Genomic DNA, 18,399 nt, shown 5'->3' with positions numbered 1-18,399 from the left:
GGAGCAGACCATACATTTTTTATGACTTCGTTGTGCTCTTCCAGCTCGGCGCTCCGCTTTTTAAGCTCTCGGATCTCTATTTGTTCTGGCGTCAGAGGTGCTGCCTTTGGGGTAATACCCTGTCTCTCTTGTTTAAGCTGCCTTACCCACTTGTCCATCTTCTTCACATGCATCCTTGGACAACATCTTGATAGCTTTCTGCCTCACTTCTAAAAACCTCCTCAGAAGAAGTTACATACTTGGTTTTAAATTTATTAAAAACTCTAGTGCTTACCACTTTTTCGCGCTGTAAGTATTCCGCAAAAATATCTATACGTTCACCTTCTGGTTTAAAGTGCCCACTAATATTAGTTAAACGTGTTACCTTTCCATTTTGTACCTTCATTGTACCTGAAAATATAGGCCACTCTTCGTTGACTAAGGAAGTGTGGAATACTCCATTACCATTAATAAAGTTACCTTTTGGAACAGCTGCTCCATACATCTTTCCGTCATTTTCAACAATATACATAAATTCATTAGTATCGCTCGTATCTAACACTTCCCCTCGATATTGTAGCTTATTATTGGAAATGCTTATTTCATAATTAGAACTTAGTTCTTCTGATGTTCGAAATGATACAAATCTTCCTCGCGAACGCAACCCATTATCCATGGCATTAAATACGCCTTCCACTTTCAATGGGGAGATTGTTTTACCAAATTTACTTATTTGAACAGCATCAAGAGCTGCCCCTGGTTTAAGCTCAGCTAATGTTGATGTTGAAAAAAATAAAAATAGAAATAAAAACATACTCCTATTACGTTTTTGACTTCTCTTCATTTTCAATCCTTAACAATAATATAATGTTGACATAAAAAGTTATTCCAAACCCTATCCGAATTAAACTTTAATAAGTGCTATGGTTTGATATTTAAACTCATTTTTCAATGTTACTTATGTATCTTTTTTCTTACATGTCTCTATTTTTTAATATTTAGATTATTTACTTCATTAATATTCAGGTAGTTTAATAATGCAATAAGTATTGAAAGGAATATAGAATAATGAAACGACTCATCATCCCTTTGATATCATCAATTGGGTTTTCTGGTATTGCACATTCAGCAGGGATAGAAATTAAAGACGATTTTTTCTCTGAGTTTAAGGTTGATAGAGGCTCTCTGACATCGAGTATTAACCAATGGAGCGATGGCTACTTACCCTTCGCAAACTCAAATACTGACGCTTTCTCAATTGGAGTTAATGGTGTCTACACCTCAATAGAAAACCAAACAGACCAAAATTGTAATTACTGGACCTCAATAGAGCACCTAGACTCAAAACCATTTTTAATGTTGAACGGTCAAGCTGGCTGTAAAGGTAACGGTTTAGTGCTTTATAGCGAGGAGGCGAAAGAGTCTTCCGATATCCACCACGTAAGAGTTGGGCCCTATGCTTATAAGAATGGTGAAAAAGTCCAGATACAGCCAGCGGATTTCAATAGTTACTTAAGAATGGACCTAGAGCTAGGTAGTGAATACAAAACAATGTATGAAACGAATCAAGGCGTGTACCCAGATGAGAATGCAACATACATTCTGGAGGTTATCGATGGCCCAAATGATAAAGTAGCTTTTAAAATGGCGAATAACCCCTCTTCTTATCTATCTCTCTGGGGCGACTATATCACTATTGGAGATACCCCAAGCCATTTTGTGATCAACTTTGGTTCCCAAGAAGATGCAGAACGTGACACTCAGCTTTACCCAGGGTTGGCTATTGGAACCCTTAACAATAAGACGTTAAAAATATTTAGTAACCACACGGTTGGTTTTGTTGAAACGCTTGGAACAGCATTACGATTCAGAAGAATCGCAGATGGTGACGACATAAATAGTCCAAGTAACGGCTATCAGTCTACGGGGGACGCTGTTCTAGATGATATGCAGGAAGGTGAAGTTGAGGACTTTTTAAAATTTCACGCCCCACTTGAGATTAAGGATTATCCAGAAAACTTAGCGTATAAAATTAATTTAAAGCCAGATACCACGCAGCTGAAATCCTATTTTGAAGATAAGGCAGCCGTATACATTGGTTCCTCTTATTCAGAGATCCTCAGTTTGTTTTCCAAAATTAAGGAAGAAAGCTTAGTTGAAGGCTCTAAGTTCGCTTACCCTGAGGTTGTTTCTTATTCTGTGAACACCGGCAGTGGGGAGACTTACAAGATATACAACCACTCCTTAATGGAACAAAAAGATTGGCAATCACTGTCCCAAGAAGCCACGGCAGCTTCTATTGACGACTATGAAGCGTTCAATAAGATTCGATTGCCAGATTATATCAACAACGACCTAGCTAACATGCGTTATGTTAAAGCAGAGGCCTGCTCTAACATGTCATTCCCGACTTACACTGGAAATGGGGAGTGTCATCAACATACACGCAACTACGGAAATATTGACAACAACCTAGACGATTCTAAGTTTACCGTGGTTAAAGTACCTGATACTACTTGGGTGACTGAGGTTGACTACCAGAGTATACTTAACTTCGCGAATATTCTGTACGACGCATCCGTGACATATATAGTGAACCAAAAGTCCAATAACCTAAGCGCCACGGAAAACATTGGTAAGAGTGTTGTTGAAGAAGCTCTCTCTACTTCAGAAATAACCGCACTCAATAACTATATGCAACTACTTGGCGACACCGCTTTTATGAGCGTTGATTACCCTAGTTTTTACACTAGTAGCACGACTACAACAAACGTTCATGCGAAATACCTTTCAGAATATGTAGGTGCAACAGACTGGTTTAGAGAAATTGAATCGAGGCACTACCTTCTACCTGAGGGAATAAAGGTCCCTTATTTAGATACATTTTCTCTTAGCAAGTTCAGTGATATGGAGTATAGCGCTAACTATATAGCATCGCCTTATTATTTGTTGCCAACCTATGACGCACCTATCGTTATTTTTGGCACCATTATCGGCGCACTACAAACTATTGAAAAGTTGGAAGGGACCAGTGAAGCAATGAGTTTTTACGCTTTAAATGGTCAGAATTACCTTAAGCTTTATCAAGCGGCGCTCCTAACTATGGACCAATATCGCCAAAAGTGGATTCCTTCTTTAAACCGCCCACTACAGGCGGACTCTATCATTTATCATGCGGCTTACGAATACGTCAAGCGAAGCTATAGTGAACCGAATGACATTCTCCAGTTCTTTTGTCAATTAGACTCTACATCGCAATTTGAAACCATCACAGAAACTGGACTTAAAGCGTGTTCATTAGAACGCCTAGCTCAAGAAGAAAAGGATATTAGAGATATCAAAAAAACTGAAATTGAGCGACTTTTAACACCAGTAAACACTAGTGTTGGTGAAGGTAGTTGGCCGGATGTGCTCTTCACTTTTATCACAATGCCGTTACTAGATTATGTGTTTACAGGGTCACTATTCGGCGAAGAGTTTGATGGGTTTCTTGAAGGATTAGGTGAAAGTGAGGGGGCGGATTTGTCGTTTGTTGAAGGAGAGTCCTCGGAACTGGAAGAAGAGCTTGAGGAGCTTCGATTTGAAGAATCTACAGATTTTGAAGAATCTACAGATTTCGAAAATCAATGTGTTTTACAATAAATACCTATATGGATGATAAGGATGTTAAAACAAACAATGTTAGCTCTACTTAGTCTAACGTGGAGCCAAGTGACTTTAGCGACTATAACTCAAACCGCAACCGTAGCAGAAGTGAATGATTGGTTTTCTGGACAGGATAAATGGGTAGTAACTTTTGTTGGCTATTCTGGTACGGGATACGAAAATAGGATTCAGATGCTAAGTATTGCATCAGAGCAATTACGGGGACTTAATCCTGAAGAGGTAATTGTGAATATTGGAGGAACTCCAGATGGTATCGGGGAGGTATATCAACTAGCGAAAGAAATGGGCTTTGAAACCACAGGTATTGTGTCAACTGAAGCCAGTAGATGGGAAGTCCCTCTTTCTGAGCACGTAGACAGAGTTTTCTATGTACAGGACGAAGCTTGGGGTGGCTATATAGAAGGTACAACTACCCTGACTCCAACTTCGGAAGCTATGGTGGATGTATCAGACCGTATGGTTGCCATTGGTGGTGGGGATGTAGCAAATGCTGAAATGAATGCTTTTCGAAACACTCAATGGCATGGAGCCGCACGTAACTTTCCTGTAGATGCAAACCACGATATCGTGACAACTAAGCTACTTAAAAAAGGCAAAATAGCAACTGAGGAAGATTTTAAATCAAAAGTTGTTGATGACGTTGAAGGTTGTATTTGATACAGAGAAATCCTAACCTAGTGTGTGATTCATAGAGATGGTTTCAATTTTCTTAGCTGAAGATCGAGCTTGTAATTATGCACTTGAAACCGCTCTTTCTTGATCTGGTAGTACTGAGATACCTCTTCGAACAAAGGAGTTTGATCAGATATCTCAGTAAACTTCTCACATTAAACGGGCTGTGAGGTCGTGCCCAGTTGTAGTAGTATTGTCATTCAGCTAGTAGCCGAACCAGCACTTCCAGCCCCACATAGATACCTATGATCGGGTAGAACTCATTTTTGTCTGTTTTCTGTGAGCGTTCCACTTTGCCATTTAAGTGTAGTGAGTTAGGCTTATTTGAGCTCATAAATTACGAGTGTTTCTGGACTTTCTCAGCAAAGAATTCCCCCCTCTGCCTGAATACACTGGATAGGCGACAGATAGTAAATGACATCTCTTTCGCGACAAAGTCGACTGTATTTGCAGCTGTGCGCTGAGAGTAGTACCTTAGGGCCCGTTCTACAACTTAAACGCCGTCACTCTACCTTTAAGGTTGTGGGTTAACTTCATAAGAGTGTCACAACAAGATGCTGTTTTCGAAGCGCCATCCGCCATACTCATCGAGGCTGAGTTAATCTGCTCTACACTGCGATTCAATTCTTCAGACACGGAGTTTTGCTCACTGCAGGCGGTGGCAATTTGAGTACTCATTTGCGCAATACTGTCAACAGAGCTTTCGATGTTACCCAACTGTAGACCAGCCTCATTCACTTGTTTCACGCATAAGTGAATACTGGATTGGCACTCTCGGCTTGATTCGCCCATTTTGCTTGTTTTGTCTTGAAGTTGACCAATGATGTCCACAATTTGTGAGGTGGCATCCTGTGTCCGCTGCGCCAAAGAGCGCACCTCATCGGCAACGACGGCGAACCCTCGACCTTGCTCGCCTGCACGAGCGGCTTCTATCGCTGCGTTCAAAGCCAATAAGTTAGTTTGCTCAGCAATCCCTTGGATGACATCAATGAACACATTAATATTGTTTGAGCTCTCCTCCAGCTCTTGTGCCAACTCATCAGACTGTTCAACCGTGGTTGAAACCTGTTCAATAATTTTAATGGTGTCTTGAAGCATAACCGTGCCTTGCTTGGCAACATCAGTAGCAGAGTTGGCAGAAGTGGCCCCCACCTCAGTATTTTGTGCCACTTCCCCAACAGCAGCCTGCATTTCAGTCATCGCTGAAGCCACAGAGCTCAGCTCCATTTGTTGATTTTGCATACCCTCTGCGGTTTGCGAAGAGATAGCGTTGACCTCCTCAACCGCTGTACTTAATTGATGTGTCGAGTTGCCTATATCTGACACTAATGAGTGCAAATTCGTCTGCATGGTAATAAGCTCTTTGAGCAACAAACCAAGCTCATCCTTTGTCAGGAGTTGCTCCTCAATATGGTTGTTTAAATGTCCCTTGGCCACCCTTCTGCTAAACTCCAGCGCGTATTGAAGTGGCTGGCATATTAATCGAGCCAAGGTTATTGCGGCAAGCAGCATGACAGCCACCATGACAAGTGTGCCAGTGCCGACTGTGACACCGACAGATTGAGCATCACTCTCGACTTCTTTGGCAATACTACCGACTAAATGGTCATTGAGCTCCAAAGCATCATCTAAGCTTTTAAGCGCTTTCGCGTAAGCAGGATAACTGTCTGCTATCACCTTATTCGCTCCGGCTAAATCACCATTGGTCAACAAGGTGTTATAGGGTTTTGTTTCTTCGATATATTGGCTCCAAGCAGCTTTAAAAGCGGAGAAACGTTGTGTTTCTTCAGGTTTTAACTCCAAAGACTCATAGAGGCGAATTTCTCGTTGAACCTCTGAGCGCCACTTGTCTATCCCTTTGAGCCAGCCACTGACAGTAGGGTTATTGCCATTGGCGAGATTGGAGAGCAGTCCGAATTCATCTTTACGCAGCTCCGTCACGTCGACTTGAATCCCCTTGAGGTAGGAGACGGAAGGTAAGCTTTTATGTGTCAACTCATCAATATGATGATTAAGCTCGGACAGCTTAATGAGTAGCAGCGCGGAGACGATACCAAAGATGACAAACACAACGAAAAAACTGACCCCTATTTTCTTGACGATACTCAAGTTTCGGATATTCATAATCTACTCCGCCACTAACTCACAACCCATCACGTATCGATGTACCTCCTCGACACCCCTAAAAGAAAGTTAGCCTATTTACAGGAGTAATGAAAATGTGGTCAAGTAAAACAGGCCACGGTTTTATGAGGAAACCAGAACTGTCATTCTGATTCATGTGGTGTTAATCCACAATCATATATTGATGTGGACGTGCTGGTTGTAATAGCCAACCAGATAATTCGTTACTGCTTGGTACGCCTCTGTAGAACGTCTATAATCATGCTTTGGTACCCATTCAGCCCGAACACTCGCTCCAAAGGACAGTGACGCTCCTACGTCAAGACAGACTCGCTATATCTTTCAGCATTAGCGGGAATAGCTCTCTCGCTATATAACGTTTTAAGAGCGCGGATTCCTCTTTGCTCTGGAGTTAATGGTGATGTCCTTGGTGCCTTGTCTGTTCTTCCAGCTTTGAGCTGCCTCGCAAATCTTTCTAACGTGTCCCCATTGCTTCGCAGGTTTTTTGTAGGTACGTGCCTGAACAAGTATTAGTTTAGCGCATACAGGCTTAAATTCTGGGTTAAAAGTACGCCTTTCACGCTTAGTCATAATGTGACCTGTTGTAGTATCGAGATGAGCATACATCATCTCTTAATCAGGCGAACAAATTCATTATACCACAACATCACTGTCGTAGATGTTGTGCGCCAAGCTATAAGGACTATTGATGGATGTTATGTATACAATTCTGGTAAAGCAATGGTAGGCCTTATCGACCGCGGTCAAAGAGGGAGAATAAGGGCAGGCAGTAATGTACTGTTCCTACATACAGGAGGCAGTCAAGCCTAAGTAATCGTTGTTATGTTTATAGATATGATTCAAAAAGGTGGGTGAACCGCCACTAGGTTGTGTTGTTCTGCCAGTTCCGCAATGCCTTGCAGTATAATGAAACGATAAGAGATTAGCATCCCTTTAGAACATCAAAGCTCTAAACATAAGAGGGGATTTTTAATTACTCAAGCGGGATATTGCTAATTTGTTCATACAGAACCCAACTCACCCACTAAAGGCAAATAGTTCGAAATACAAACGCTCTGAGTGTAAGAAAATAGCCTCAAGAAACCAGGTGGGCGTATGGTTAGAATTGCTAACCGCTAATATCTAGCTTGCATTAGTGTCAAATAGAGCACGTTAGGGAAAGATAATCTTGGTACTCATAGGCCACAATGAGTGATTAGCGTTCAATATACGCTGTAAAAATGATTGGACTAAGTTGTAGGCTTTGAAGTGGTGCCGTACTTACTGCGAGTCTTTTTTTGCTCAGGTTGAACTGAAAGTGTTAATAGGATAAGAGATAGGCTAATGAAATCATTCAAAAACTGGGCAATTGCCACCAAGCTCTACAGTGTATTGGCGATTATGGTTGTTATGTTGCTTTCACTAGGACTCCTAGGATTGTTTGAAGCTAATGCTATCAACCAACGCGTAAATAACCTTTATACACAGGAGCTCGTCCCCTTGGAAACCGTAGAAGACATGAAGTCTTCACTGTACAGAATTCGAGATCGAGCTGGTCGCCACTTAAGAGAAACCGAACGACAGGAGTTTCATGAAGAAAAAATCAAGGAACAAAAAGCGCGACTGGACAAAAATGAGTCTAATTACAGTGAGTCACGGTTAAGCAGCGCTGAATCCGAGTTTTTAAATACTTATAAAACAAACGTAACCCTTTACTTCAATTTGTTGGATCAAAAAATCCTTCCGCTGAGCCGTCAAGGAAACTTACAAGCTTCTGAAGCGGTGTTTTATGGTGAAGCCCAAACGGCATTTCGAGAAGCACGAGAAGCGGTCAATCAGTTGGCAGATTATCAAGTAGAAAGAGCGGCTAAGCGCCATAATAATGCTCAATTAGCCTACGACAGCATGTTTCGCTCAACACTTACTATTATCATATCAAGTATGCTATTGGCGAGCTTAGCTGGTTGGTACCTTGTTCGTAGTGTTACACGTCCTGTTTATGCTATGCGAGACGTTCTGGAGCAGCTCGACAAGGGGGATTTAACTCATCAGGTCAACTATCAATCGGATGACGAAATTGGGCAGATGGCTTCTAGTCTTAATACCAGTATTGCTTCGCAAAGAGCACTGATTGGTAGTGTGGTTGACACGATAAACCGAGTGGCTTCCGCAGGAGAAGAGCTTTCATCTATCACCCACCAAACGGGGTTAACCATTGAAGAACAGAGTCACTTAACGGAACAAGTTTCAGCCGCTATGAAAGAAATGATGGCGACAGTTCAAGATGTCTCAAGCAATATTGCCGATACTTCAAACGCCTCCCACGAAGCGAGCACACAAACCAGTGAGGGGGGTAGAGTTGTTCTACAGACTATGGAAGAGATCAACAAACTGGCAAATCAGGTAGAAGCTTCCGCTCAAACCATTAATGAAGTCGAACAGCGTAGTAATGAAATCAATACCGTTTTGGATGTTATAAAGGGCATCGCTGAGCAAACTAACTTGCTTGCGCTCAATGCTGCCATTGAGGCAGCTCGCGCTGGTGAACAAGGGCGTGGCTTTGCGGTGGTAGCAGATGAGGTTCGAACCCTTGCCAGCCGAACACAGAAGTCCACGGAAGAAATTAATACGATGATCGAGAAACTGCAATCTGGTGCAAGAGAGGCGGTCACAGTCATGAGTGAAAGTCTCTCTCAAACTCAATCAGCGGTTGAATACGCGGCTCAGTCTGGGCAAGCCCTTAAGACTATCGCGAGTGCGGTAGAAAAAATCAATCAGATGAGTGAGCAGATCGCGCGATCCGCCGAACATCAAGCATCCGTATCGAAGGAAATTAACAATCATATTATCTCTATCAGTGATATGTCAGGGATCACAGCAGATGGTGCAAACCAAACCTCTGCAGCCAGTGAAGAACTCTCCCAGATGGGAAGTCATTTGCAAGGGCTTGTTGCAAACTTCAAGTACTAGTTTTTCCTCAAAATAATGGTAAGCTCAGCCTTTGGTGGAGTCAATGCAAACAGAATGCGCTAGAGGTTGTTCGCTGTTCGAGTTAAGAGCGGCCTTAATGTTGGTCGCGCAAAGGCGTATCAAGTATTTAATGCCTAGGCTTCCTACTTATACTCACCCGATCCAATAGCGGATGTAGGATACGGCTTAACGCCATAAGTCATGACGGTATTGTAACTTGCGCATCCTGCATAAAGGTAATTCTAATAGATCACCTTCTATGGAGACTAACGTGTCGATAAACCCACATTCAGACATTGGTATCATCGTTATTAAAAATACGATACCGGAGGTTTTTTAATGAAAAAAGTAATACGTTTATTCTGGTGCCTTACTTGGTTCTCACCTATATTGGTTCACAGTGCTACTCTTGATCTTGGGGTTAACATCTTTGAAAACTCAGTAGAAATTAAGGATGCCTCAGGTGCTAAGGCGGCAGAGATGGCTGAGGGCGTACAGTTTTTCCCTAAAGTGTCTCTCACATCCGAGCCTGTATATCTTTTCGGCAGTAACACTTGGGGGTATACCATAGAAAACTCACTGAATTATTTTAAGATTAGCGAACAGGAAATTGCCAATTGGGGAACGGAGCTTGATCTAGGTACGTCAGTACGAGGTTGGACGGTTTCTTCTAGTCCAATGCTCTTCTACCGGTTCCCTAACCTTGGTGGCTGGGAGTTTAAGTCTGGAATATCTTTAGGGTTGGGTTATATCAAACTTAAGGGAGATTATCAGGTTACAAACCCAAGTAGCCCTGAATTGGGGCAGATTAAAAACATTGATGAAGAAGGGTTCGCATGGTTTACAGGTTTCCGTTTTGATGCGAAGTACGGGCGTCATATGTTTTCTATCAGTGCGTTAACACCCACCGTGCATTCAAGTGATGTCGATTTTCAGCACGGGATTGGGACATTGTCCTATTCCTATAGCTTGTTTGCTTTTTAGTTTAAATTATTCAAATTGAGAATACTGACGGACAGTAAAAACTGTGGATACAATGATGAATCAATTCCCTGCTAGAGTGCTCATCAGGCCAGCTGTTCTTGATGATTTAGTATGTCTTTACGAGTTGCAGACTAAGCATACAGAGTGGACCCTATATGATGGGCCTTATTTTCCATATTCTCCGCCCACGCTAGAAGCGTACAAAGATAGCGCCTTTGTACGCTTAATTGAGGGCAAGGATATGCAGGTTATTACTTACAAAGGGAAACCAGTAGGGACGGTGGGGTGCTATTGGGAGTGCGAAGAAACTCGGTGGCTAGAAGCTGGTGTGTCTATTTACGATTCACGCTACTGGGGGAGAGGCATAGCTTCGCGGGCGCTTGCACAGTGGGTTACTTTTTTGTTTGCGAATTACAAAATTGAGCGAGTGGGCCTTACGACTTGGTCAGGCAACCCACGCATGATGTCTTGTGCTTCAAAGTTAGGTTTTAAACAAGAAGCATGCTTAAGAAGCGTAAGATATTTTCAAGGCATTTATTATGACTCAGTAAAGTATGGTGTACTTCGTTCTGAATGGCATCGTTCCCACTCGATTGAAAATTAATAGTGTAGCAGCTGAAGAAATTTTATGTTTTGTCATACGATTTAACAGACTGAGCAGAAACTTGCTTTACTTCATAGCCTAGTATAGCCACTACTCTGCCCAGTAAAGGGCCGAACCTCACGTCTCCATACCAATAGTTGCCGTTTGAGGAGCATGTCTAACAATCGCTTTAATCCAGTTATTTTGGTGTACTTACCCTGCCAAACTGTTTTTGCTTTCATCAACAGCTTAGATACGAAATATGTGTTTCGCTAAATCGGTGACAACTCAAATATTCTTTGTCATTGATAGACGTTATGTGCTGAACGTGGTTGAAGATCGTGATGCCATTGCTAGCGTTAAGATGGGCAACGGAAGTTATTGGTCACAACGAGTTGTTTTAACAAGAATTAAGTAAGGCTCCTGTCTCGGGGTTGGTATATCGTACACTCAGAGCATATTTTCCATGATTGGTTGTTGGCGCTGTTACCCTAAACAAGTTAGTTCAAAGGGAGCTGGGTTATTGTGTTCTGCTTATTAGCCAGCCGCGGGGAAGTTGTTTAACTAAGGGTAATTTGATGCTCTCCACGCTTGGCTAAATCACCGGAAGGGTGTATTTGACTACGTGATACTCCATGGACTTTGTCATATTGTAGAACTACTGATAGGTTCTGCGTTTGTTAACCAGTGTGATGTCGCACTGGAAAGAAGTAGAGATCGTTTGGATGGAATGGCAGAGTGGTATTTAAGTGAGTAGCAGCCCAGAGTTTATTCAGTTGTTGAGAGATCAGGCTCCCCATGATGGATCTCTTCATAGTACGTTGTTGAGATCATTGTGGGCTTATGATCCAAGTGCTAAACCAATAGGAATTATCGGTAATTCAGGATGTTGGATAAATAGTCCCTTTATTCATAAGGAGTATGAGCATATTTTTTACAGGTACCCTGATCATGTATTGCTAGAAATTATTGACGTGGAATTATCTGTAAACGGTCAGGGTAATTTACTCTTTGATAACCCTGTCAATTATACGTCACAAATAAAGCGAACGTTCTTTAGTGGTCGCAAAGCAAGAATGAGGGCTATCTCAAATCTTGATATAAGATATTGCCAGTTCTGTATCGAAGAAGGAATTAAGAAGGTTGGTTATGGTTACTTTCGTCATTTCTGGAGCGCTTCTGAACAATGCTTAATACATAATCAACCTTTAGAAAGGCTCCCTGAACTGGGCTTCAGTAAGTCATTAAAGATAGTAAAGAAACTTCTTAAAGGGAAGGGGTTCAAGTACCCTATAAAGGCTAAAGGAGTCCAGTCAACGTCTACAAGCTCTAGAATTCATGATACTTGGGACACAAGAGGCCAGTATTTTTTTCCAATAAAATTTGCTCCAGGTTGCCTTATGAAAGATTTTGCAGAGTGGATTTGGAAAAACTGTCATGGTTTTAAAGACCGACAGCTTAAAAGTTTTGCTGAGAAAGTTTCCAGCCAATACCTTAATAAGTTTCGGGAGATGTACGAGTTTGATTATCGGAGAGATTTGCTGGTGTGTATTTGCTATGTTCTTCGTTTGAAACTGAAAAGCTAAACGAATTTTTTGCTGAGAATGTAACTTTAGTTTGGTTAGATCTTGGGCCAAGGAAGCAGGGGCGGTTGAAAGAAGTTTTTGCTAAAAAGAAAGGGGAAAGTTGTGAAACATGTAAACATAAATCTTGTCACCTGAAAGGTATTAAAGAACTTCGTTTGGTTGATCCTCAAAAAATTTCACTTCAATACCTTTGTGAGAATAGTTATACGCTATCAAGAATGGTGATGCAGCAGCGACCGATTGGGGTTCTTGGTAGTTCTGTATGGGGTGCATTGAATGTGATGGTTAATCCCTCTGAAAAGCTGAAAATATCAGAACATCAAGTTAGGCTAGGGGATGATAGAGAATGAGCTTGGCATCGTGAACGGTAGAGTGTACAAACTTTATTATTCCATTTTTGTTTATTGTACAAACTTTATTGTTCCTAAACACTAAACCTTGACCGAGTTTTGTATTCCCCAAAAAATGAGTTAGTAGGTAGGAGTAATAACCGTAAATTTAACCTCATTTACGGTTGAATCTGAATTTCCCAGAAAACTAGCATGAATGGCGATAAGATTAACCGAAAATTTAATAAAATTTACGGTTGAATCAGGTGATTGGTTGTTAACGCTGGTATTTTTTCTTCAGCTTTTTTAGCTCTTCTGGATTGTTTTTCTCTAGCTCTTTTTCATATTCATCCATATGTTTCGAGAGCCAAATGTGAACGTTTTCCGAATAGAGAGTAAAAGCACCAATAGCTAAACTCAATGCGAATATTATACTTAGAAACAACATCCTAGTTCTCTCATCTGTTGTGCCGACGCGCTAGCTCGTGCTAGCTAACAACCCTATCAATTCATCAGTTGTAACTGTTATCCATGAACCATTTTCGTTTATAACATATACAGCAATACGATACTTGGATTAGTTCTAGTGGAGCAAAACCAGCTTGCCACTAATTGGAAAGAGTATGTAGGCAACTAGCAAGCCTCGACACATTTCCATGTTAAAATAATCTAATTACGCTTATTGTGTAAGTGTAGTTAGATTCGGAGGTACCTTAATGTTCAGTGCTGCTTATGAAATGCTTGGAGGTGACAAGCGCAAAGCTCAGAGCGTAATCGATAGTCTAAAAATTATTCGTCAAGGGCTTCCTGTTGAAATGCTGGATAGAGGAATGTTAACTCTTGATCTGACTAAGACAGATTACGCGAAAATTATTGGCGTTAATCTGCGTACTCTCCAGCGAAAAATGAAAGAGCCGAACGCAACGCTAAGCCCAACTGCCAGTGAACATGCTCTTATGCTTGCAGATATGGTCAAAGAAGCAGATGAGTATTTTGGTGATCATGATGCGACATTACGCTGGTTAAATAAACCCAGTTTGGTGTTTGAAAACGAAACACTACTTTCACTCTGTGACACAAAAACCGGTATCATTCTGGTGACAGAAGAGATCAATAAGTTGAAGTACGGATATACGGCTTAAATGGAAGTCTACCGATGGTCACAAAGCCACTTTTCTGACATAGCAGGGAAAGTTGGTCTGTTTGGTTCTGCGACATCGGTCCTTAGACGCACTATGATTGGGTACAAGCGTGTTAGTTCCAGTCAATGTAGCCTATCTCTGCCTCGCAAAGTAGGCTTCATCCGGAAAGAGATAGCCAATGACTCAACATATCAACCTGATTTTATGAGATAAAAGCATCTCAAGAAAAATCACCATACTTGATACGATTTAGTGCATCTAAAACGCGTTTTAAATCACCTTTAAGCACAACTTCTAGCGGAGTTAGACCAGATAGCGCTGGAATTGCGGAAGTTAACCATTCTGCTCTCAAACCATAGTCCTCAAACACATCCTCCATTTGCTCTTTTAAAGTAGGATGTTGTGAAAGAATGTACTCTATAGACTTCGACTGGGTATCATCCTCAAGTTCAACTTTGCGTAAAGTCCATGAGCCATCGTTATTGTCGAGCCATTCGATTTGATCGCCTTCTTCCCATTGTAATTCTTCTTGCAGTATTTCTGGAATGTTGAAGAAAGCTTCACCATCACAGGTCTTCTCAATTTTAACTTTCATTGCTGCTTAGAACCTTATTCTATTCACATGGTGATTTTATGACACGCTTACTCTAGTTTAGCAAAAACAGATTGCCACTGATTGGAACGAACATGCAACTAGCAAACTAAACATAAGTTACTTAAATTGCACTTTTAAATAATTTCTTATACAAGCATCACAAAAGTGACTTATAGTGAACTTATATGTTAAGACGACCCCAATAGTGACAAAAGTACATTAAAAGGCACTTATGAAAAAAGGTAAGATGGTAAAGGCACAACCTATGCCTGATTTGAATACCGAGTTCAGTATGGAAACGCTGGGGAGCGCCATTCGCTCTAAACGCACCGATAGAGGCTGGCGTATTGATGATCTCGCTTCAACAGCCAATTTATCTCGTAGGACAATCATGAAGATTGAAAAAGGCGATACCAGTGTCACCTTTGCCAATGTACTCGTGCTCATGGATATCTTAGGGCTGTCGTTACGCCTTATCGACATAAACCTATTTGTTCGTCCACATAACCAAATAACCTCCCAAGATGAAAACAGCGTCATAAGCAATGAGGATGGTTGGTATGAGTAAATTGCAACAGTTAGACATGTTTATCGGCACGAATACCAAAATTGGTCGTTTGATTCTTCCTGTCGGAACAGAAACAGAGTTCACGTTCATCTATGAAGATGAATGGAAACACACTGGTTTTCCGATTTCTCCACACATCACTTTTGATGATCAGGCTTCGCCACGAAGTATCGAGAACTATCTCAGAAATCTACTTCCTGAAGGAGAAGCCTTTGAGGAGATGATAAAAAACACCACTATCTCCAAAAGCAATACGTTTGGGCTGATTCGTAAGCTTGGTGCGGAAACATCTGGCGCATTATCTTTTCGAGTCCCAAACTCAGAACCTGAGAAAACCAGCTTTAGAGCTGTCCCTGATAATGAACTAATAGAACGACTAGAGCGAAATTTAGCCCCATTAGTTTATTGGGACGGCAAGGTTCGCCTTTCGGTTGCCGGTGTGCAAAACAAGTTAAACTTACTTAAGCGCCGTGAGGAATGGGGGGTTGGTGAAGGAAAATTAAGTTCGAACTACATTCTGAAGTTTGAAAGCGGTAAAGCACCGTGTATTGCTGTTAATGAGTTCTTTTGCATGACATTAGCTAAGCTAGCAGGTTTGGACGTCGCTAATGTTGAGTTAACCCGTATTGGGAAGACTAGAGCACTGGTCATAGAGCGGTTCTATCGTGCCTATATCGCGACTCGTGATGTCGTTCAACGAAAACATGTGATTGATGGCTGTCAGGCAACTGACTTACCTCCAGGTTACAAATACGAGCGTCAGAATGGGGATGAAGGCGATGGCGTATATATGCGTGATGGCGTTTCTTTCCCACGCCTACTGTGCGTCAAAACCATAGACACGGTCATCACTAGCCTAAAGCTCACCCAATGGATGCTCTTTAATCTAGTAACGCTAAACTACGATGCCCACGGTAAAAATATTAGCTTCTTCGTCACCCCTAAAGGCCTGGAACTGACCCCTTTTTATGATTTAGTAAACATAGAAGCCATCGCTCAAGAGGGAGCAAAACGCAACTCACGAAGCGGTAAATTGTCTCCTGATGAGGGTCGTGCCGCCAGTATCCCTCAATATTTTGCAATGTCGATTGGAGATTGGGAAAGCGAAGACTTTCAAAATCCTCCAAAAGGTAACTTCCAATGCCCTATTACCAGCTATGATCTAGCTGAGTTTGCCGCTTTGCTCGGCTATTCAGGAACCAAAATGGCTTCTATAATTGTAGCAACCGTTGGTGCTATAAAGAATGCCTTGAAGGAAACGATTGGACTTACCGAAGCTCAAGGAATCGATGATGGAGAGCGTGAACATATAGAACTATGTGTATCACTCATTCATACAGAATGTGACAACTTGCTAGCTCAAGCTGACAGTGTGCCAGAAATGAGCGAACTTCTTTAATGGCAATTGCTGTGGGGGGGGGGGGCGCATTTTATAAGCCATATTTGGACAAAAGCTTGTTAGCACATTTGCTAAATCAGTTATTAATGAATTACGACAGCTATGGAAAAAGGAAAAGAGCCACTGTTAGGTTCGATAGCAATAGAGAGAGCGAAGTCGCCCCTACAAGGCCAAGTAAGCAATCCCATAACAAATAGTCTACATACAGCGGGCTTTCTATCGAATAACGAACCAATCCAATTACTTTTTTTCTTTTTGTTTTACATTCCACAAGAAATGACTTGGATTAGCAGTGAGTTTTGATTTGTAGTCGCTATGTGATTTTATTCCACTAAGCCCTGCTATGCCAGTAGCAATCAAACTTGCCCCGCCAGTCACGACACTAAGACCTAAACCCGCTACGGCAATTACTGCTTCAGCAAGATGGGTGTTTTGGATGTGCTTAATTTGAGGTGCGATCTGGCGCATCTGTACTTCGAATAGTTCATGCTGAGTATCTTCGATAATTGCTTTCACACGACTAAGGTTAGCTTCATGCCTTGCTTCACGCAGCCCTTTTTCTAATTCAGCACGGAATGACTGGAATGCTTCACCATCGTTGTTTCGGATAGACATCAAATCAGCAGAGGACACTTGCTCCAAGAATGGCACGTCCATCTGTAGCGCACAATTTAATGTATTGGCTTGAATATCCGCACTACCGACATTCATGTTAAGCAGATTGCTTTCGAATGGATGTTCCGTACCAAACATGCAGCCAAGGTATTCAGATAACGCTATGCGTTTACTTAGTTCAATGAAGTGATTTCGTGCGGTTTGATTTACAGATTGATTTACCCAAGCATCAAAATCAGGTTTACTGGGTGGCACAGAGGACTTCTTTTGAATGATGGTGAATACGTTTTCTTTATCAGTCGGTTCAAATTTTGTTGGGTTTAATACATAACCCATAGCGAAGCCACTTTCCATACCTTGAAAATGAATGCTGATGTTTCTACATGGATACAGATCTCGCATTACGAGCATTCGTCCATTATCGTTTTGAACACTTCGAACATCTGCACTAGCTTTGTACTGTTCTAAGATGTTTGGAGGTAAGCAATCTTCAAATCCAACATCTGAGTAGAGCAGTGGTACTTCAGCACCCTTTTCAAGTTCAAAAGTAACCGGGTACAGTTTGACGTAACCACCTGATACTAACGGACGCAATTCAATCAGTCGAACCGCTGCTTTAGCCAGTTTTTGGCGGTCTACTTTTGGGGTTGACGCCATGCCCATAAATGATGTCAGGGCTTCTGTAGCTTGGGTTCTAAAGTCCGTTAGTTCAAATACTGGATCTGCAACTACAGCTTCTTCGAGATACAGTGCAGCCTGTTTTAGATGAGAAGTATGAGACAGGGTATCAGTTGCCAAGCAACTAACCACACCGTTAGATTTCACTGCATCACGTATTGCAGGCAGCACCTTTAAGCAGTACTCACGATACTTGATAAGTTCCTGTTCTAGTACAGCGTCTGACAAACCACTGTAAAACCTAGTTACGAGTGTACTATCGAGTAGCAATGAATCATTTAAGTAGTCGTATACGTAGCTTCCCATCGTTTCTAAATCCGTGTTAATAAGTCTTCTGTATTCTATCTAGTTTCGAGTGCTACGTAATTGAGTTTAAAAGTCCATGCTCTAACTCGACGAGGTTAGTGTCTGCGACAAAGTGCGAAGCACTGAGGGTTTTAACTAGCATCAATTCTTCCCAAACATTAGCCCAATGGAATATATTGCGTTATTCCATTGGCTATAGCTAC

General features: G+C 41.7%; 14 protein-coding genes and 2 pseudogenes. 10 read left to right on the top strand and 6 right to left on the bottom strand.

Annotated features, from left to right (window positions below; genetic code table 11):
- Both IX95_RS26310 and IX95_RS27070 read right to left on the bottom strand, forming a co-directional pair.
- Positions 1–158, bottom strand: a pseudogene (locus IX95_RS26310) (transposase); the annotation flags it as partial.
- Positions 159–163: 5 nt separating this feature from the next.
- Positions 164–823, bottom strand: coding sequence for a hypothetical protein (locus IX95_RS27070; RefSeq protein WP_038161268.1), 660 nt, complete (start codon positions 821–823; stop codon positions 164–166).
- A gap of 224 nt (positions 824–1,047) precedes the next feature.
- On the opposite strand from IX95_RS27070, the gene IX95_RS14705 reads away from it, so the two are divergent.
- Entirely contained in the window at positions 1,048–3,621 is a 2,574-nt protein-coding gene (locus tag IX95_RS14705; RefSeq protein ID WP_038161266.1) for a hypothetical protein, read from the top strand.
- A 21-nt stretch (positions 3,622–3,642) separates the two neighbouring features.
- A complete protein-coding gene (locus IX95_RS14700) occupies positions 3,643–4,302 on the top strand; it encodes a hypothetical protein (RefSeq protein ID WP_038161263.1) in 660 nt (219 codons plus the stop codon).
- Between the two features lie 29 nt (positions 4,303–4,331).
- On the opposite strand, the pseudogene IX95_RS14695 reads toward IX95_RS14700, so the two are convergent.
- Both IX95_RS14695 and IX95_RS14690 read right to left on the bottom strand, forming a co-directional pair.
- A pseudogene (locus IX95_RS14695) lies at positions 4,332–4,801 on the bottom strand (IS481 family transposase); the annotation flags it as partial.
- A 2-nt stretch (positions 4,802–4,803) separates the two neighbouring features.
- A complete protein-coding gene (locus IX95_RS14690; protein WP_038161260.1) occupies positions 4,804–6,441 on the bottom strand; it encodes a methyl-accepting chemotaxis protein in 1,638 nt (545 codons plus the stop codon).
- A gap of 1,344 nt (positions 6,442–7,785) precedes the next feature.
- Here IX95_RS14690 and IX95_RS25705 point away from each other — a divergent pair.
- The 6 genes from IX95_RS25705 (at position 7,786) to parS (ending at position 14,035) form a co-directional block, all read left to right on the top strand.
- Entirely contained in the window at positions 7,786–9,411 is a 1,626-nt protein-coding gene (locus IX95_RS25705) for a methyl-accepting chemotaxis protein (protein WP_051912569.1), read from the top strand.
- A gap of 339 nt (positions 9,412–9,750) precedes the next feature.
- Positions 9,751–10,395 carry a hypothetical protein gene (locus IX95_RS14675; protein WP_038161257.1) on the top strand — a complete coding sequence of 215 codons (645 nt, stop codon included), beginning with the start codon at positions 9,751–9,753 and terminating at the stop codon, positions 10,393–10,395.
- Between the two features lie 52 nt (positions 10,396–10,447).
- The gene (locus IX95_RS14670; RefSeq protein ID WP_235202636.1) at positions 10,448–10,999 is read left to right on the top strand and encodes a GNAT family N-acetyltransferase; all 552 of its coding nucleotides are present in this window, start codon (positions 10,448–10,450) and stop codon (positions 10,997–10,999) included.
- Positions 11,000–11,727: 728 nt separating this feature from the next.
- On the top strand, positions 11,728–12,564 hold the full coding sequence (locus IX95_RS14665) for a hypothetical protein (protein ID WP_038161251.1): 837 nt from the start codon (positions 11,728–11,730) through the stop codon (positions 12,562–12,564).
- 65 nt (positions 12,565–12,629) lie between these two features.
- Positions 12,630–12,914: a hypothetical protein gene (locus tag IX95_RS14660; RefSeq protein ID WP_038161249.1), complete on the top strand. Its 285-nt coding sequence runs from the start codon at positions 12,630–12,632 to the stop codon at positions 12,912–12,914.
- A gap of 695 nt (positions 12,915–13,609) precedes the next feature.
- A complete protein-coding gene (gene parS, locus IX95_RS14655) occupies positions 13,610–14,035 on the top strand; it encodes a type II RES/Xre toxin-antitoxin system antitoxin (RefSeq protein WP_038161246.1) in 426 nt (141 codons plus the stop codon).
- Between the two features lie 220 nt (positions 14,036–14,255).
- Here the strand turns inward: parS and IX95_RS14650 are convergent, their stop codons facing one another.
- Complete coding sequence (locus tag IX95_RS14650; protein WP_038161244.1) at positions 14,256–14,630, bottom strand: MbcA/ParS/Xre antitoxin family protein; 375 nt, start codon at positions 14,628–14,630, stop codon at positions 14,256–14,258.
- Positions 14,631–14,862: 232 nt separating this feature from the next.
- On the opposite strand from IX95_RS14650, the gene IX95_RS14645 reads away from it, so the two are divergent.
- Positions 14,863–15,198, top strand: a complete 336-nt coding sequence (locus tag IX95_RS14645) for a helix-turn-helix domain-containing protein (RefSeq protein ID WP_038161240.1) — start codon at positions 14,863–14,865, stop codon at positions 15,196–15,198.
- Complete coding sequence (locus IX95_RS14640) at positions 15,191–16,597, top strand: HipA domain-containing protein (RefSeq protein ID WP_038161237.1); 1,407 nt, start codon at positions 15,191–15,193, stop codon at positions 16,595–16,597. Before IX95_RS14645 ends, IX95_RS14640 begins: the two co-directional genes overlap by 8 nt.
- A gap of 240 nt (positions 16,598–16,837) precedes the next feature.
- On the opposite strand, the gene IX95_RS14630 is transcribed toward IX95_RS14640, so the two are convergent.
- The gene (locus IX95_RS14630) at positions 16,838–18,196 is read right to left on the bottom strand and encodes a hypothetical protein (protein ID WP_038161231.1); all 1,359 of its coding nucleotides are present in this window, start codon (positions 18,194–18,196) and stop codon (positions 16,838–16,840) included.
- Between the last annotated feature and the right edge of the window lie 203 nt (positions 18,197–18,399).

The organism is Vibrio sp. B183 (assembly GCF_000740665.1).
Taxonomy (GTDB): Bacteria; Pseudomonadota; Gammaproteobacteria; order Enterobacterales; family Vibrionaceae; genus Vibrio; species Vibrio coralliilyticus.
The sequence above is the reverse complement of the archived record's forward strand: the minus strand, read 5'-3'. Positions and strand labels throughout refer to the sequence as shown.

What these genes read in the sequence shown, in the direction of transcription:
- IX95_RS25705 (WP_051912569.1), top strand. Translation starts at nt 7,786, where the DNA reads ATGAAATCATTCAAAAACTGGGCAATTGCCACCAAGCTCTACAGTGTA.
- IX95_RS14670 (WP_235202636.1), top strand. Translation starts at nt 10,448, where the DNA reads ATGATGAATCAATTCCCTGCTAGAGTGCTCATCAGGCCAGCTGTTCTT.
- parS (WP_038161246.1), top strand. Translation starts at nt 13,610, where the DNA reads ATGTTCAGTGCTGCTTATGAAATGCTTGGAGGTGACAAGCGCAAAGCT.
- IX95_RS27070 (WP_038161268.1), bottom strand. Translation starts at nt 823, where the DNA reads ATGAAGAGAAGTCAAAAACGTAATAGGAGTATGTTTTTATTTCTATTT.
- IX95_RS14645 (WP_038161240.1), top strand. Translation starts at nt 14,863, where the DNA reads ATGAAAAAAGGTAAGATGGTAAAGGCACAACCTATGCCTGATTTGAAT.
- IX95_RS14650 (WP_038161244.1), bottom strand. Translation starts at nt 14,630, where the DNA reads ATGAAAGTTAAAATTGAGAAGACCTGTGATGGTGAAGCTTTCTTCAAC.
- IX95_RS14690 (WP_038161260.1), bottom strand. Translation starts at nt 6,441, where the DNA reads ATGAATATCCGAAACTTGAGTATCGTCAAGAAAATAGGGGTCAGTTTT.
- IX95_RS14630 (WP_038161231.1), bottom strand. Translation starts at nt 18,196, where the DNA reads ATGGGAAGCTACGTATACGACTACTTAAATGATTCATTGCTACTCGAT.
- IX95_RS14700 (WP_038161263.1), top strand. Translation starts at nt 3,643, where the DNA reads ATGTTAAAACAAACAATGTTAGCTCTACTTAGTCTAACGTGGAGCCAA.
- IX95_RS14705 (WP_038161266.1), top strand. Translation starts at nt 1,048, where the DNA reads ATGAAACGACTCATCATCCCTTTGATATCATCAATTGGGTTTTCTGGT.
- IX95_RS14640 (WP_038161237.1), top strand. Translation starts at nt 15,191, where the DNA reads ATGAGTAAATTGCAACAGTTAGACATGTTTATCGGCACGAATACCAAA.
- IX95_RS14675 (WP_038161257.1), top strand. Translation starts at nt 9,751, where the DNA reads ATGAAAAAAGTAATACGTTTATTCTGGTGCCTTACTTGGTTCTCACCT.